Genomic DNA, 16,049 nt, shown 5'->3' with positions numbered 1-16,049 from the left:
CATAAAGTAATGTTTGAATTGACTGTGCTGAATCCGAAGATTCAATGGTCACTTCGTTTCATTGAAACCTAATTTGATACCGAAGTATCTAATTGGATTATCATCAACGAGTGCCCACACAGATTGATAGGTTCTTATTTTTAAAGAGCTTTTCTAACATTTTCAGCAACTTAGTTGCTCGTCGTTAGGGGTGCGTATCTTACTTCACACCGTGAGAGAGTCAAGCATTTTTTTCAAATTTCTTTTCTCTCAATTCCGACTCGCTGTGTGACTTTCGTCTCACTCCGTGTCGGTGGATGCGCAGTATAGGGAGTTGAGAAATTAGTACAAGCGTTTTTTGCAAATAAAAAACCAATCGGTCACAAATTAGCCAAAAGTGCGATATTTGCATATTTCTTCGTCACATTTGAGACATATCACAGCAATTGGTTGGAAAAACACCAACCATATACGTAAGATTCATGTGTCTATTCTGTTAATGGACAATCGATCTCTTTATCACTATGTGTAGTAATTAAAATGACGTCTAAAAAAAATCTGATTTTATGTGTTGGGCTGGCCATCGTTGGGGGAATCATTTTCTCTCAATTCATCATCCCACCAGCCTTGAGCTTCCTCATTGGTGTTATCGCTACTGCTTTTCTTTTTTCATTTTCTAGCAAAACACCTGTTCTTCAATCTTCGGAGCCTGATCCTTCAACTAAAACGCTGTATGTCGGCAACCTTCCTTATAAGGCCAATGAGAGTCATGTTCGCGATTTGTTTGCTGAATATGGACAGGTCTATGCGGTACGCTTAATGAAAGATAAGCGTACTGGAAAAAGAAGAGGGTTTGGTTTTGTAGTGATGGCTGCGGCAGATGCCAAGCCAGCTATCGCTAAACTTAATGAAAAGGAATATATGGAGAGAACGCTAAAAGTGAGAATTGCGAACGATCCTAAACATCCGGATGGTGGTAAACCTGAACAGGATTAAAACCTAGCTTCTTTAAACAAATGTTCAGTGCATCTTCCTGCCAAGGAGTTGCACTGGCATAAATCGACTTACTTCCCTCTTCTGTATCCTCAATTTCATCACTTAATAGCAATGCTTTTACTCGACGTGCAATCGCTGCGCCTGAATCAATTAAAGTAACGTCCCCACCCAAAGCTTGATGAATCTCCTCTTTGATTAAAGGGAAGTGAGTACAACCGAGCACCGCAACATCGACTTTATCGCGAAGGGGAAGCAGGATATTTGTCAGTTCGTCGAGAGAAACGCTGTTGCCTCGCAACTTCTCTTCGGCCATATCTACCAAGCGAGTTGATCCCACCAGCTCAACTGGTTTGCCTTGCGCAAAGTCCCGTATTAACTCGTGAGTATATTGGCGTGTTACTGTCGCCGGAGTGGCGATCAGCCCTACCCCTTTTGATGCTAAAAGCGATGCGGGTTTAATCGCAGGGACAACACCAACAACGGGAATCGATAAATTTTCGCGTAAGGAAGGAAGCACTATGGTGCTCGCCGTGTTGCAAGCAATGACAACAACGTCGACTTGGTGTTCTTCGACTAATGAAGAGACCAGTTGGTTAACTCGTGAAATGAGTACAGCCTGATCGAGTTCACCATAAGGGTAAGCCTGATTATCGAATAAGTATAAGTAGTCTAACTGGGGCAATAGGCGATGTATCTCTTGGAATACAGAAAGACCACCAACACCAGAGTCAAAAACTAGGACTTTTTTCTTACTTGCTACTCGCACGAGTCTTACCTAAAGAACAGAAACGTTGCGATCATACTGCGTAGATTTGTTTTGGCAATGCTTTAGCATGGTATCTTTGATGGCTGAATCTATCTCCAGATTCTACATCTCGCTTCGTCAACTCGATATGTCCTTGAAAAGATGGCGAAGACGTAACCAATGTGTGAAATTCACCATTTTCCCCACAGGGATCAATTTGACTTGGTAATGACTCTATTAGGGCTTTGTCATACCAGCGACCACACCATTCTGGAGGGAGAACTCTTCCGTCGATGGTGATTAACATAGTTTGAATACCACGCTCTATGATTTCCATCGCTAGTTTTTCGCTGCTCTCCCCTAATAGAGGAAAGACGCATTCCCAGCCAACAGGTTCAATATAGCTGCGTCGGTAATCGGCAATGCCATTACAAAACATATCACCAAATGCGACAGCTTCTATATTCAGACCACTACTTTGTAATGCATTAACGATGGTCGATTGATAAATGTCGTTACTTGGAAAGACTTCAGGTAGCTCGATAGTAATGAGCGGAAGCGCAAGTAAGTCTGCTTGCATTTGTACGACTTCAAGCGGAGTTGCTTGGAAAGGGACTTCTTTCCCTACGTAAGTCGTGTACAAACCGACAACTTGATAATTTGGATTCTCGTTAAGGCGCTCAAGCGTTAATGTCGAATCTTTACCGCTGGACCAACTGATCACCACTCGCTTGGGTTTCTTCATTCGATTTTCCACCACAAAATATTAAAAACCGCCCGAAGGCGGTTTGTGCTCATTCACGATTAGAATTCGTAGCCAACGTTGAGATAGTACGCTCGCTCTGCAGCAGGGTAACCTTTTGCCATCTCATACTCTTCATCAAGTAGATTATCGATACGAGCGCTAATAGAGGTCGACTCATTCGGATAGTAAGTCACCGCCGTATCAACCAACGAGTAAGAAGAAAGCGTAATATCTTGTGAAGGCCAAGTGCTGTAATCCACATCTGGACGCTTACCGACGTACTGATAGCTAACCGACCAATCCACTTTATCGAAGCTCACTAAAGCATTCCACTTATACATTTCTTTAGCGCGGCGCTGCAACTGATGCCCTTTATCGTCTTCAGCATCTTTGTAATCTGCACTCAACTGGTGCTGCACAATCCCTGTATCAAACTCAGCAACAAGCTCCACACCTTGGATATGTGTTTCACCATCGACATTCAAATATTTGTATGTGGTTGGATGGTAATCGATAAGATTCGTGATTTTATAGTCATAACCCGTTACGGACCAAAAAACGCCTTGGACATCACCGCTGAATGCTAGCTCCCAAGCATCTGACTCTTCCGGCTTAAGATCTTTCTCACCGTATGTTGGGTCATACTGTTGATATAGGTTTGGAGCCTTAAACGCAGTACCAAAAGAAGCTTTAACCCCAAACTCTGGCACAAACTGGTAACCAGCCGCTAAGCTGTAAGTGAACTCACTACCGTATTCTTCGTTATCATCAAGGCGAGCACTGCCCTCAAGCATTGCTTTATCAATACTGGTGGTTGCCATACCAAACAGAGCGCCATTGGTACGATCAAACGTTTTATTCGCACTCTTGTCTTTATAAGACTCATTACGCCAGTCAATACCACCAGCAAACGTCGTATTGTTGTTTAGCAAGTAACTGTTGGTCCACTGGACATTTTGCTGCTCAAGTTCATCTTCAGTACCTGAGTGTTTGCCTTTTGCTTGCTCATAGTTCCAAGACTTCTGTTTCTGTGCTGTTACTTGTAGTTCTGACATCACATTATCAGACTGATACTTACCGCCCAGAGTGACAGAAAGATCGTCTTTTTCTGCTTCGTAGTAACCGCGACTGCCGTAGCTGCTGTCATATTGATAAACATTTTCGTAAGCACGCAGGTTACCAAATGCAGACCACTGGTCATTGAAGTTATGCACGTAACCTAGCAGACCATTCTTTGTATCAAAGCCATGGCGATCACCGTCATTAACTCCCGGTACAGGACGAACGTTATAACCATCATCACTTTCACTACCAAGCGCGATATTTAGCTGGCCGCTCTCTGTGACTTTAATACCAGATGCCACACTCAATTCTTGATAATCTAAACTACCTAAACCCGCACTTAACTTCGTTCCTTCTTCGTCAGCACGCGCAATGGTGATGATATTGATCACGCCACCAATCGCTTCTGAGCCATAAAGTGACGCACGCGCACCACGCACGTACTCAATACGTTGAACGTAAGTAAGTGGGATTTGGTTAAAGTCCACAGCGCCCTTCGCTGCTCGTGCAAAACGTACGCCATCAACCAGTACTAAAACTTGGTCGGAACTGGTTCCACGAACAAATAAAGACGCTAACTGACCACGACCACCATTTTGTGAAACTTGAATCCCCGTAAGACGACGCAATACATCTGGTAGGGTTTTCGCTTGAATGCGATCGATGTCTTGTCGAGTAACTACTTCGACATCTGCCAACGTACGGCTTTCGGCTTGCTCAAAACGGTTTGCCGTAACAACGATGGTTTCGTCAGTGGAGGTTTCCTGGGCCTGTAGATAAGAGACAGGTGAAAGCAGCGATGCCAAAGTGATCGCCAGTGCGGATTTTCTCATTGTATTGTCCTAAATCGCGTAATTCCTTCCGAGCCCTGTCATCATGACAGTCCAGTGCTGTGGCTCAGTTGTTGGCAGGTATTCGGACTCAAGAGCACGGGTGTACCGCCTACTTGCTCGACTTCCCACATAAACTAATGCAGTGTCTGATGAGCGTTCGTTCTCTTTTACCGCTGCGCGTCAGTTCTGGATTCACACCAGATTCCCATTTCAGCCATCTAGATTGCTAGATAGCACCAACTTGAGGCAAATATTATTCAGCTATTGATTATTTGTCCAGCCAATATTGCCCTTAGAAGTTGTAACGTTTTGATTGGTTTTGCTTTCTACTCTGCCTGTACGCACTATCTTTAAATCAATTCCAGTACAAAACTGGACATCCTATTGAGATTGAATAAAATCTGCGCTCTTAAATTGAATGCACCATAAAAGGTAAGATCATGGCTACTCTTGATGTAAACCCACAACGCTACCAAGAACAACTGGCTGAAAAAGTCGAACGTCTCACTGATATGTTCGCGCCATACAACGTGCCAGAACTGGAAGTGTTTGAATCACCAGAGCAGCATTACCGTATGCGTGCTGAGTTCCGTGTTTGGCATGAAGGTGAAGACCTGTACTACATCATGTTCAACCAAGAGACTCGTGAGAAATACCGCGTAGACCAATTCCCAGCAGCCAGCCGTCTGATCAACGATTTGATGCCGCTATTGGTTGAAGCGATGAAAGACAACGACTCACTACGTCGTAAACTGTTCCAAGTGGATTTCCTATCGACGCTAAGTGGTGAGATTCTGGTTTCACTCCTTTACCATCGCCAACTTGATGAAGAGTGGATTGAAAACGCGAAAGCCCTTAAACAGCGTTTAAATGATGAAGGCTTCAATCTAAACATCATTGGTCGTGCTCGTAAGATGAAGATTGTCCTAGACCGCGACTACGTGATCGAGAAGCTCGATGTAAATGGTCAAAGCTACATCTACCAACAAGTAGAGAACAGCTTCACTCAGCCGAACGGCAAAGTCGCAGAGAAGATGCTGGAATGGGCGGTCGACTGTACCCAAGAAAGCACTGGTGACCTACTAGAACTTTACTGTGGTAACGGTAACTTCTCGCTGGCGTTGGCACAGAATTTCGACCGCGTACTGGCAACTGAGCTAGCGAAGCCATCTGTGGTATCTGCACAGTACAACATCGCTGCCAATAAGATTGATAACGTACAAATCCTACGTCTATCAGCAGAGGAATTTACTCAAGCGATCGAAGGTAAGCGTGAATTCCGTCGTCTACAAGATGCAGGTGTAGATCTGAAGAGCTACAACTGCAATACGATTTTTGTCGACCCACCACGTGCTGGGATGGATGTCGATACTTGTAAAATGGTGCAAGGTTACGAGCGCATCATGTACATCTCTTGTAACCCTGAGACTCTAAAAGAGAACTTGGACACTCTATGCGAAACACACAACGTAACGCGTTTTGCTCTGTTTGACCAATTCCCTTATACCCACCACATGGAAGCGGGCGTGCTATTGGAACGCAAAGCGTAACCCACCGCGTCAAATACAAAAAAAGCGAGCTCAATGGCTCGCTTTTTTTAATTTGATTCGTTTTGCTTATTCCGCAGAAGTCTTCTTGCTGACAAAACCTAGCTTCTTACCAATCCATGCGAGTAAAATCATTGAAACCATGATCGCAAAGAAGTTTGAGCCTGCTTCTGGGTATTGCGCTTTAATAAACGCAGAGTGACCAAACGCACCTACGAAGAAACACGCCAAGCCAACTAATGGGATATCTTCTGATACCGGATTATTTAGGTACTCTTGGTAAAGAGCTTGTACAGCCAGTACGAGTGCAATCAATGGGAAGATTGAAAACGATACTTCACTCATGGTCAACCATGACAACAAAGCATCACCACACATACCTGCAACCAGTGCCAAAATCAGCGTTTTCTTTTCAGATTTATTTCCATTCGACATTATTCTATCCCGCCTTTTAATCGGTTACGTTCACGTTCTTTGCGATACCAATAGGCCCCTTTGGCTATCATTCGCAATTGCATGATCAATCGCTCGGCGAGTTCATCGCGCTCACGTCGATCTAAATCTAAAGCTTCAGCCCCCGAACTGAAAACCAAAGTCACAGACGCTTCTGCTTGAGTATACGCCTCTTCTCTGGTCACGCCGGTGCTCATTAAATACTCGGTTAATTCTGCCGCAAAATGCTGGATTTCTCGAGCAACAGCGGTACGAAATTCAGCAGAAGTGCCGGAGCGCTCACGCAACAACAAACGAAAAACGTTCGGACTACTTTCAATGAATTCCATAAAGGTTTCGACCGAGGTACGAATTACGCTACCTTCTTTCACAATACGTTGACGCGCCTGACGCATCAGTTGGCGTAGTAACAAACCGCCTTCATCGACCATGGTTAAGCCTAGCTCATCCATATCTTTGAAATGACGGTAAAAAGAAGTCGGTGCAATCCCTGCCTCTCGGGCGACTTCTCGCAAGCTAAGGCTGGAAAAGCTGCGATCCGCACTTAATTGACTAAATGCCGCATCGATCAATGATCGACGTGTCTTCTCTTTTTGCTGTGCGCGGATTCCCATCGATTTCATTCTTAACTTGCTCTTTTTCTGTAGGGTACAAGAGCCTCAATATAACGCAATTTGCTCCTACGGAGAAAGATATGTTGCTTCGCTCGCTCTGAGCGCCGAGAACGTTACTATTGGCATGCATCTAATTGCAATGTTCTCGATGCAATTTATAGACATACAACATACCAAATCATCCTTTTGGTCGATTCTGCGTGATCACTTCCACTCTCTAACAGGCATGACGTGTACCAATAGAGTAAATGAGTTAAAATCGCGCTAAAGCAATGTTAAGCAAATATAACAAGGAAGGCATCATGGCGCATGTTAATCACTATGACGTGATCGTAATCGGTAGTGGCCCTGGCGGAGAAGGGGCTGCAATGGGATTAACCAAAGCGGGACTGAATGTTGCCATTGTCGAGAAAGAAAGCAGTGTCGGCGGCGGTTGTACTCACTGGGGTACTATTCCATCAAAAGCACTGCGTCATGCCGTTAGCCGCATCATCGAATTTAATAGCAACCCGCTATTTTGTCGAAACAACACCAGCGTTCATGCAACATTTTCTGACATTTTAGGTCATGCTAAATCGGTCATTGATAAGCAAACTCGACTTCGTCAGGGCTTTTATGACCGTAACTCATGCACACTTTTGTTCGGAACCGCGCGATTTATCGATAACTACTCAATTGCAGTGATGCAAAGCGACGGTACAGAAGAAATCTATTCTGCGGATAAGTTTGTCATCGCGACGGGTTCTCGCCCGTATCAGCCTAACGACGTAGATTTCTTGCATGAGCGCATCTACGACAGTGATTCCATTTTGAGCCTGAAACACGACCCTCGCCATATCATCATTTACGGTGCGGGCGTTATCGGTTGTGAGTACGCCTCTATCTTCCGCGGCCTTGGAGTGAAAACCGACCTTATCAATACCCGCGACCGCTTGTTGGAGTTTTTGGATAACGAAGTGTCAGATGCGCTGTCTTACCACTTCTGGAACAGCGGTGTGGTAATTCGTAATGATGAGACCTATGAAAAAATCGAAGGCACAGAAGATGGCGTGATTATTCACCTACAATCTGGCAAGAAGATGAAGGCAGACTGCTTGTTGTATGCGAATGGTCGAACAGGTAACACCGATAAGTTGAATTTGGGTGCAGTGGGTCTGGAAGCGGACTCTCGCGGACAACTAAAAGTAAACCGTAACTACCAAACCGATATCGAACACATTTACGCTGTAGGCGATGTCATCGGTTACCCTAGCCTTGCAAGCGCCGCTTATGACCAAGGGCGATTTGTCGCACAAGCCATTACGAAAGGTCAGGCAGAAAACTACCTGATTGATGATATTCCAACGGGTATCTACACCATCCCAGAGATTAGCTCTGTGGGTAAAACCGAGCAAGAGCTAACAGCTGCGAAAGTACCGTATGAAGTAGGACGCTCTTCGTTCAAGCATCTAGCTCGTGCACAGATCGCAGGGAAAGACATCGGTAGCTTGAAGATATTGTTCCATCGTGAAACCAAAGAAATTTTAGGGATTCACTGTTTTGGCGAACGTGCCGCGGAAATTATCCACATCGGTCAAGCCATTATGGAGCAAAAAGGCTCAGCGAATACCATCGAGTATTTCGTCAATACCACCTTCAACTATCCAACAATGGCCGAAGCGTATCGTGTCGCTGCGTTGAATGGTTTGAACCGCTTGTTCTAATCTATGCTTCTTGATAGCAGACAGAAAAACAGCAGGCTTGGACCTGCTGTTTTTATATCAACATTGTGCTAGGAAGGTATCCTTGTGCCATTGGTAGAGAAAGATAACCCCTAAACCAATACCCCGCATCAACATAAAGCTCGTCATTGCAAACCACAGCGCGTGATTTTCCCACTCGGCGAATAAGTAAAAGACAACGAAGAAACTGCTGGTCGCGACAAACATACTATTGCGCATGTCTTTGCCTTTGGTTGCACCGACAAAAATGCCATCCAATAGAAAGCACCACATCGACGCAAGTGGCATCACCACCAGCCAAGGTAGATACACCGCTGCTTGCTGTTGGACCGTCTCAATTGAAGTGATCATGGCGATCAACTCCGATCCCGCCAAACCAAAGAGCGCGGTCAGTCCTAAGCAAATAACCAAACTCCAAAAGAAAGTGCCGACAAGCGATGCACTCAATTGTTGCCTATCTTTGGCACCAATCGCCTTCCCGACCATGGCCTCCATCGCATAAGCAAAGCCATCCATGCCATACGAGATAATCATCAGGAAGCTCATCAGAACCGCATTTGCAGCGACAACCTCATCACCCAAGCTCGCGCCTTGGAACGTCATAAAGCTAAAAGCCGCTTGCAGACACAAAGAGCGTAAGAAAATATCGCGATTCAATTTCACGAATCGCCCTAAACCGTGTTGAGTGCTGGCTAGCAACTTTTGAGGTGATGGTAATTGCCTCTCTCGCCAGGTTTTCCAGACACACATGAGACCAAAACCCATGCCAGAGTAGTCAGCAATCACCGATGCCAGCGCAGCGCCTTCTACTTTCCACCCCAAACCAATCACAAACAACAAATCGAGGGCAATATTAGTCACGTTGGTGATGATCACCATCCACATTGGTGCTTTGGAATTTTGCGTTCCGAGCAGCCACCCCAACAACACAAAGTTCATTAGCGCAGCGGGGGCACTCCACACACGGATAGAGAAATATTGCATACCGTAGTGTTTTACCTCTGCGCTGGCGTCACTCCAACCAAAGATCAAATCAGCTATCGGGGTATGGGCAATAAGGAAGACTAACGCAAACAGCAGCGCCATAAGTGAGCCTTGCATAAACACCAAGGCAAGTTGCTTTCGGTCTTCACCGCCATAGGACTGCGCCGCCAACCCAGTAGTCGACATACGCAAAAAACCAAGCAGCCAAAACGTCACGCTGATCATGGTGCTGCCCAACGCAACACCACCCAAATACCAAGCGTGGTCTAGATGACCAATCACCGCAGCATCGACCAAACCGAGCAATGGAACAGTAATATTCGACAGCACCATAGGTATAGCTAAAGCTAAGACTTGGCGATGAACTTTTGGGTTAGATAAAGGAGAGAAGATTGAATTTGTCACAGGCACCTCATCAGTAAGATCGACGAGTGTACCTGAGCGCTTAACGACTAGCCAATTACCACTTGATATGAACGAGTACTGGCGTGAGGCGATGCTTCAACATTGGAATCTTATTAAGCCAACGCTGCCAAGCTTTCCAACGAGAACAGAATCTATCGAATGGCGAGAAAGCTTTCACCCACTGTGCCCATGGTAACCATTGCAATATCTGTGCTGCAGGCGCTTCAAAGCCATGAGCATAACGATCAGAGCCAAGCTTTTGTCCCCACTTGGTTTCCGTTAAATCTCCTGCCAGCACCATACACAGTTCAGCAGAAACAAAATGTCGACCTAAGGTTTGAATAAATTTCGCGACTTGACGCTCTGTGCAATCGAGCAGTGCCATTTCACATAAAATGAGTACCGGTGCTTGCTCTGGAATGACTAACGTCTCTAGCCACGACATTTCATCCACACTGCCACAGCGATGTTCATAACGTTCATTTTTGTGGAACAAACGCTGACGCCATACCAAATTTTCCGTCACATCCAGCTCTATCCAATGGCAGCGTCCATTATCCAAACGATAAAAGCGGGTATCCAACCCCGCTCCGACATTGATTATCCAAGCATCGGGATACTGCTGTAAGAAGTGACTAACCTGCTGGTCACAAAGCTGAGTCAGCGTCACGTGCAGCAATTGCTTCTGCGCAATATCACCACTCAAACAATCCGGCGCCATCTTACAGCTCAAACACGCTTTAGCAGCTATCGGATCGTACACCAAGCCATTGTCGACCATGCTTTCACGGCTACGCAATAACAGTGGCTTTAATAAATGGTTAGGAACTTGATGTTTAGACTGAGACATGGGCATTTCCTGCGCCAGAGAGAAAACATAGACATTAATAAAGATGATAATGAATATCAATTACATTATCAAGCTTATAAATTGGTCAAAACAAACAAGGTCAAGATGATGAGCAAGCTTTTGGAGGAAGTAGAAAAAGAGAAAAGACAAAACAGCCCAGATGAACTGGGCTGCTTAAACACACTTACATCCAATCGGTATTACGAATAATACCAACGGCTAAGCCTTCAATCGTAAGGTGCTGAGACGTTAAGTCCACTTGGATTGGGGCAAACTCTTCATTCTCAGCATGCAGTAATATGGTTGAACCTTTGCGCTCCAAACGCTTCACAGTCACATCATCATCAACACGCGCAACGACAACTTGACCGTCTCTCACATCTTGGGTTTTATGCACCGCGAGCAAATCGCCATCCATAATCCCGATGTCTTTCATACTCTCGCCATTTACACGAAGTAAGAAATCCGCTTGCGGTTTGAACATCGCAGGATCGACTTGGTAGTGCGCCTCTACGTGCTCTTGAGCCAGAATTGGCTCACCCGCTGCAACTTGACCAATCAATGGCAAACCCTGCTCATCATTGGCTGCGTCTTCAAGCAGGATACGAATCCCACGAGAAGCGCCTGGAATAATTTCAATTGCTTGCTTACGAGCAAGCGCTTTTAGGTGTTCCTCTGCGGCATTCGCAGAGCGGAAGCCAAGCTCACGCGCAATCTCTGCACGAGTTGGTGGCATTCCGGTGTCATCGATTTTACTTTTAATCAAATCGAAGACTTGTTGTTGGCGTGGCGTTAACGGCTTCATGTCTCACCTGTCTTTTTATACAGTTAACTGTGAGTATATCCAGTAAATGCTCAAATGAAAACCCAATTGGTTGTTTTTTAATTTATTTGTGGAGAGCTTTCAGCTTACCGATTAAGTTCATTCTTTATTCGTTTAAAACACCGACTTTTCAGTTAATCAAGTCAAAGCAATAACTTAGGGGTTCGACTAATTTACAGCCAATAAAATTAAAAGGTTTGACCAGTTTCTGGTATCCTTGCAGCGCTTAAATTTTATCGCCTAGGCTTATTTCTATTGCCGTACTCATCTCTTTTTATAGAGAAGACATGCAAAGCGGAAACTGAAATAAGGTTAGGCCTGTTTGAATACCTATTGAGGCTGTGAACTTTATGTCTTCTGGACAATCATTTTCACGTTCATTACTAAAACTACCTTTATCGGTACTGGTAAAGGGCACCACAATCCCGTCGAACCCGATTGAAGATCTGAACATCGACCTAACTAAACCGATTGTATATGCCCTGCCGTTCCGCTCGAACGTGGATTTGCTGACACTGCAAAAACAAGCCATGAGCCTTGGTCTACCCGACCCGCTCAGCCCGCTGGAAATCAATGGCAAAACGCTGAACCGTTTCGTCTTTATCGCTGCGCGTCCAACTGTGATGAACAACGATAATGATGTCCCAACCGATTCTGTTTCTCTGTTCACTGACTTACTGGAACTGCACAAGCTGGATAGTGAGTTGGATGTTCAAATGATCCCTGCAACCGTGCTTTGGGGTCGTAAGCCAGGTAAAGAAGAGAACCAAAAGCCTTACCTTCAACCGATGAATGGTCCGCAAAAAGCCAAAGCAGTAATGGCGGCGGGACGCGACTGCTTAGTTCGCTTTAGTCCCGTGGTATCTCTGCGTTATATGGCAGACTCTCACGGTACCGACAGCGCAATTGCGCACAAACTGGCTCGCGTGGCGCGTATCCACTTCTCACGCCAGAAACTGGCTGCTTCAGGCCCAAACCTGCCACAACGCCAAGTGTTGTTTGCTCGTTTACTAAAATCTCCAGCTATTGAACTGGCGATTGCTGACGAAGCCAAGAGCAAAAACATCTCGATTGATAAGGCACGTAAAGAAGCCCACGACATCATGGATGAAATCGCTGCCGACTTCTCCTATAGTCTGGTGAAAAACGGCGACCGCATCCTGAGTTGGTTATGGACAAGACTATACCAAGGTTTGCACATCAATAACGCCTCGACTGTGCGTCGTTTAGCGCAAGACGGCCACGAAATTGTGTACGTTCCGTGTCACCGTAGTCACATGGACTACCTGCTGTTGTCTTATGTTTTATACCATGAAGGCATGGTGCCTCCGCACATTGCGGCAGGCATTAACTTGAACTTCTTCCCGGCCGGTCCGCTTTTCCGTCGTGGTGGGGCGTTCTTTATTCGTCGTAGTTTTAAAGGCAACAAACTGTACTCAACCATTTTCCGTGAGTATCTAGCTGAGCTGTTTGCCAAAGGCTATTCAGTCGAGTACTTCAGTGAGGGTGGTCGTTCACGTACAGGTCGCTTACTGCAAGCGAAAACGGGTATGCTGGCTATGACCATCCAAGCAATGTTACGTGGTCTAAACCGCCCAGTAACACTAGTGCCGGTCTACATCGGCTACGAGCACGTGATGGAAGTGGGCACTTACGCGAAAGAGCTGCGTGGCAAACGCAAAGAGAAAGAAAACGCAGGGCTTGTACTGCGTACTCTGCGTAAACTGCGTAACTTTGGTTTGGGCTATGTGAACTTCGGTGAGCCAATTCAGCTCAACCAGTACTTGAACGAGCATGCTCCTGAGTGGACGAAAGACATCGACAGCATGGGTGGTAACAAACCACAATGGATGAATCCTGTGGTGAACGACCTTGCTAATAAGATGATGACGCACATCAACGATGCGGCGGCGGCAAACGCGTTGACCTTGTGTGCAACCGCACTGCTTGCTTCTCGTCAACGTGCACTTTCTCGTGACTCGCTGATCAATCAGATTGAGTGTTACTTAAAGCTACTCAAAAATAACCCGTACTCAAGCACCTCCACTATCCCTATCGAAAGTGCTGAGGAGTTGGTCGATCATGCAATTTCGCTTGATAAGTTCGTGATTGAAAGCGATAGCATGGGTGACATCATTTCGCTGGACCGTAGCCAATCGATCCTGATGACTTACTATCGCAACAACATCATTCACTTGTTCGCTCTGCCGTCATTAATTGCCCAAATGCTCATTCGTCAGCGCAACCTTTCGGTAGCCAAGATTCAAGCGAATGTCGCGCAAATCTACCCATTCTTGAAGAAAGAGCTGTTCTTAAGTTACCAAGAAGACGAGTTAGATGAATTGGTCGTTAAAACACTGCATGAATTTGCCGATCAGAAAATGATTAGTCTTGATGGTGATAAGCTGGAAATCAATCAGTCGAACAACCAGCCTTTAGTTCTGCTAGGTCGTACGATAACTGAAACGCTGCAACGCTACTCTATCGCGATGAACTTGCTTGTTGCTTACCCTGAGCTGGGTAAATCGGACCTAGAGCAGAAGAGCCAAGATATTGCTCAGCGCCTAGGGCGTTTGCACGGTATTAATGCGCCAGAATTCTTCGATAAAGGTGTGTTTACCGCGATGTTCAATACGCTCAAACAGCAAAAATACCTCGATAACGATGGTAACTGTGACACGAAGAAAACGCAGCAATTTGCACGGCTACTGTTCACTCTGCTTTATCCAGAAGTGAAACTGACGATCGAAGAGAGTATTCACCAACTTCGGTCGTAACCGTTTTACCTTCTTCCAATAAGAAAAAAGGCATCCAATCGGATGCCTTTTTCTATTTCTTCGCTTACCAAAATGCGACCAGTAACCCTATCGCTATCACCATGCCAACATAATTGTTGTTAAGGAAAGCCTTAAAGCACAACTCACGCTCACGGTGACGAATTAAGTGCTGCTGATAAACAAACAACGACGCTGCAATCAAAAGGGTCCAGTAGTAACTTTGTCCCAATTGGTAGAACTGCCCTAACCAAACCAACATCGCGAGTGTAATCAGTTGCAACACGCCAATAATAAGCTTGTCATGACGACCAAACAGAATTGCCGTCGATTTAATGCCAATCTTTAGATCATCATCTCGGTCTACCATCGCATATTGAGTGTCGTACGCAATGGTCCACAAAGCATTAATGAGGAACAAAAACCAAACAATTAATGGTAATTCCCCAGTTTGTGCAGCCCACGCCATTGGAATCGCCCAGCTAAAAGCCAAGCCTAAAAATAGCTGTGGAATATGAGTGTAGCGCTTCATAAATGGATAGATGAACGCCAACACAATGCCAGCGAAGGATAGCTGAATCGTCAGCGGGTTCATGGTCAGCACTAACAAAAACGAGCTGATACCCAAAACCAAAAATAATCCAATCGCTTCTTTTGCTGTCACTTTCCCTGATGGCAGTGGACGTTGCTTAGTACGCTTTACATGGCCGTCGACTTTGCGATCTGCAAAATCATTAATCACGCACCCCGCACTACGCATTAGGAATACCCCCAATACAAACACGATGAATACATCCCAACTTGGCATCCCTTGGGCTGAGATAATTAGCGCCCAAATCGTTGGCCACATCAGTAACAGTGAACCAATCGGGCGATCCATGCGCATCAGTTGCCAATATGCTTTGGCTTTTTCTGCGGACATTTACACTGTCTCCTTAGCGTAAACTGGTGAATTAGATAAGAATAACTCGGCGACTAGCATCGGTTTGTGATTCATCCACAACCTTGAGCGTCGCGCTAACAAACGTCCTTCTGGTACGGCTACCCATCCCATTTGCAAAGAGTCCCGCTCAACGTTATCTGCGCTGAACACAGTTAGTCCTAATGGGATATCCCCTTGTTGAGCCAAATCATACTGCTGATCAACTAAGGTTGAACGAGGAATCAATGTCCGCCCAATAACCCAGTTGTTATTGTCACCGCACAAAATTACCTCTCTCAGTAAGCAATTTTGTTCGGACAATAACTGGCTTTCGTCCTGTTTTAATGTCGCTGCAGTGACGATCTGATTTTGTAGTAATTCTACCGTTAACGCTTGGCAGTGCTGTTTTAAACGACGTGACAAAGACCCTTGCTCTTCAAGCCAATGCTTGGCAAATTCATTTGGAAATTCGAATTCTTCGGGGTTTTGCCACTCTACTTCCAATAAAGAAGCAAGATAGAGTGATGTTGGCTGATTCATACTAGTATTCAATTGGAGGCTTTATGCGTACAATAAAGCAACAACTTACCGTCCAT

14 protein-coding genes and 1 riboswitch are annotated in these 16,049 nt (G+C 45.4%); of the genes, 4 read left to right on the top strand and 10 right to left on the bottom strand.

Translation table 11 applies throughout. The features are described 5' to 3' along the window. Positions 1-519 precede the first annotated feature (519 nt). Complete coding sequence (locus R7P69_RS22445; RefSeq protein WP_017821270.1) at positions 520-975, top strand: RNA-binding protein; 456 nt, start codon at positions 520-522, stop codon at positions 973-975. Here the strand turns inward: R7P69_RS22445 and murI are convergent. Genes murI through btuB form a run of 3 tightly spaced genes read right to left on the bottom strand, consistent with a single transcriptional unit; the run spans position 938 to position 4,360 of the window. Next, a complete protein-coding gene (gene murI / locus R7P69_RS22440; protein WP_053809005.1) occupies positions 938-1,741 on the bottom strand; it encodes a glutamate racemase in 804 nt (267 codons plus the stop codon). The genes R7P69_RS22445 and murI overlap by 38 nt on opposite strands. A gap of 31 nt (positions 1,742-1,772) precedes the next feature. Then, complete coding sequence (locus tag R7P69_RS22435; protein ID WP_017821272.1) at positions 1,773-2,465, bottom strand: ATPase; 693 nt, start codon at positions 2,463-2,465, stop codon at positions 1,773-1,775. Between the two features lie 59 nt (positions 2,466-2,524). After that, positions 2,525-4,360, bottom strand: a complete 1,836-nt coding sequence (gene btuB, locus R7P69_RS22430; RefSeq protein WP_017636069.1) for a TonB-dependent vitamin B12 receptor — start codon at positions 4,358-4,360, stop codon at positions 2,525-2,527. 55 nt (positions 4,361-4,415) lie between these two features. Beyond that, positions 4,416-4,616, bottom strand: a riboswitch (cobalamin riboswitch). A gap of 184 nt (positions 4,617-4,800) precedes the next feature. Here btuB and trmA point away from each other — a divergent pair. Continuing rightward, a complete protein-coding gene (gene trmA, locus R7P69_RS22425; RefSeq protein WP_017636070.1) occupies positions 4,801-5,910 on the top strand; it encodes a tRNA (uridine(54)-C5)-methyltransferase TrmA in 1,110 nt (369 codons plus the stop codon). Between the two features lie 66 nt (positions 5,911-5,976). Here the strand turns inward: trmA and R7P69_RS22420 are convergent, their stop codons facing one another. Then, on the bottom strand, positions 5,977-6,342 hold the full coding sequence (locus R7P69_RS22420; RefSeq protein WP_005378634.1) for a YijD family membrane protein: 366 nt from the start codon (positions 6,340-6,342) through the stop codon (positions 5,977-5,979). Next, on the bottom strand, positions 6,342-6,983 hold the full coding sequence (gene fabR, locus R7P69_RS22415) for an HTH-type transcriptional repressor FabR (protein WP_005378632.1): 642 nt from the start codon (positions 6,981-6,983) through the stop codon (positions 6,342-6,344). The genes R7P69_RS22420 and fabR overlap by 1 nt, the downstream gene beginning before the upstream one ends. A 263-nt stretch (positions 6,984-7,246) precedes the next feature. Between fabR and sthA the strand changes: the two genes are divergently transcribed. Beyond that, on the top strand, positions 7,247-8,677 hold the full coding sequence (gene sthA, locus R7P69_RS22410; RefSeq protein ID WP_005389689.1) for a Si-specific NAD(P)(+) transhydrogenase: 1,431 nt from the start codon (positions 7,247-7,249) through the stop codon (positions 8,675-8,677). Positions 8,678-8,734: 57 nt separating this feature from the next. On the opposite strand, the gene dinF is transcribed toward sthA, so the two are convergent. From dinF to lexA, 3 genes are all read right to left on the bottom strand, one after another. After that, on the bottom strand, positions 8,735-10,084 hold the full coding sequence (dinF, locus tag R7P69_RS22405; RefSeq protein ID WP_017636071.1) for an MATE family efflux transporter DinF: 1,350 nt from the start codon (positions 10,082-10,084) through the stop codon (positions 8,735-8,737). 55 nt (positions 10,085-10,139) lie between these two features. Further along, complete coding sequence (locus R7P69_RS22400; protein ID WP_017636072.1) at positions 10,140-10,934, bottom strand: class I SAM-dependent methyltransferase; 795 nt, start codon at positions 10,932-10,934, stop codon at positions 10,140-10,142. Positions 10,935-11,118: 184 nt separating this feature from the next. Continuing rightward, positions 11,119-11,739, bottom strand: a complete 621-nt coding sequence (lexA, locus tag R7P69_RS22395; RefSeq protein WP_005378682.1) for a transcriptional repressor LexA — start codon at positions 11,737-11,739, stop codon at positions 11,119-11,121. A 368-nt stretch (positions 11,740-12,107) separates the two neighbouring features. On the opposite strand from lexA, the gene plsB reads away from it, so the two are divergent. Then, a complete protein-coding gene (plsB, locus tag R7P69_RS22390; RefSeq protein ID WP_017636074.1) occupies positions 12,108-14,534 on the top strand; it encodes a glycerol-3-phosphate 1-O-acyltransferase PlsB in 2,427 nt (808 codons plus the stop codon). 64 nt (positions 14,535-14,598) lie between these two features. Here the strand turns inward: plsB and ubiA are convergent, their stop codons facing one another. Further along, a complete protein-coding gene (gene ubiA / locus R7P69_RS22385; protein ID WP_005378684.1) occupies positions 14,599-15,453 on the bottom strand; it encodes a 4-hydroxybenzoate octaprenyltransferase in 855 nt (284 codons plus the stop codon). Next, the gene (locus tag R7P69_RS22380) at positions 15,454-15,993 is read right to left on the bottom strand and encodes a chorismate lyase (RefSeq protein ID WP_017636075.1); all 540 of its coding nucleotides are present in this window, start codon (positions 15,991-15,993) and stop codon (positions 15,454-15,456) included. Positions 15,994-16,049: the final 56 nt, after the last annotated feature.

The sequence above is a fragment of the Vibrio sp. 661 genome (assembly GCF_033339315.1).
In the GTDB taxonomy this organism is placed as follows: domain Bacteria; phylum Pseudomonadota; class Gammaproteobacteria; order Enterobacterales; family Vibrionaceae; genus Vibrio; species Vibrio alginolyticus.
Note: the sequence above shows the minus strand (reverse complement) of the source record. Positions and strands in the feature narration are given on the sequence as shown.

Excerpts from the sequence above, each read along its gene's own strand:
- R7P69_RS22445 (WP_017821270.1), top strand. The coding sequence starts at position 520 with ATGACGTCTAAAAAAAATCTGATTTTATGTGTTGGGCTGGCCATCGTT.
- R7P69_RS22435 (WP_017821272.1), bottom strand. The coding sequence starts at position 2,465 with ATGAAGAAACCCAAGCGAGTGGTGATCAGTTGGTCCAGCGGTAAAGAT.
- btuB (WP_017636069.1), bottom strand. The coding sequence starts at position 4,360 with ATGAGAAAATCCGCACTGGCGATCACTTTGGCATCGCTGCTTTCACCT.
- trmA (WP_017636070.1), top strand. The coding sequence starts at position 4,801 with ATGGCTACTCTTGATGTAAACCCACAACGCTACCAAGAACAACTGGCT.
- R7P69_RS22420 (WP_005378634.1), bottom strand. The coding sequence starts at position 6,342 with ATGTCGAATGGAAATAAATCTGAAAAGAAAACGCTGATTTTGGCACTG.
- fabR (WP_005378632.1), bottom strand. The coding sequence starts at position 6,983 with ATGAAATCGATGGGAATCCGCGCACAGCAAAAAGAGAAGACACGTCGA.
- sthA (WP_005389689.1), top strand. The coding sequence starts at position 7,247 with ATGTTAAGCAAATATAACAAGGAAGGCATCATGGCGCATGTTAATCAC.
- R7P69_RS22400 (WP_017636072.1), bottom strand. The coding sequence starts at position 10,934 with ATGTCTCAGTCTAAACATCAAGTTCCTAACCATTTATTAAAGCCACTG.
- lexA (WP_005378682.1), bottom strand. The coding sequence starts at position 11,739 with ATGAAGCCGTTAACGCCACGCCAACAACAAGTCTTCGATTTGATTAAA.
- plsB (WP_017636074.1), top strand. The coding sequence starts at position 12,108 with ATGTCTTCTGGACAATCATTTTCACGTTCATTACTAAAACTACCTTTA.
- ubiA (WP_005378684.1), bottom strand. The coding sequence starts at position 15,453 with ATGTCCGCAGAAAAAGCCAAAGCATATTGGCAACTGATGCGCATGGAT.
- R7P69_RS22380 (WP_017636075.1), bottom strand. The coding sequence starts at position 15,993 with ATGAATCAGCCAACATCACTCTATCTTGCTTCTTTATTGGAAGTAGAG.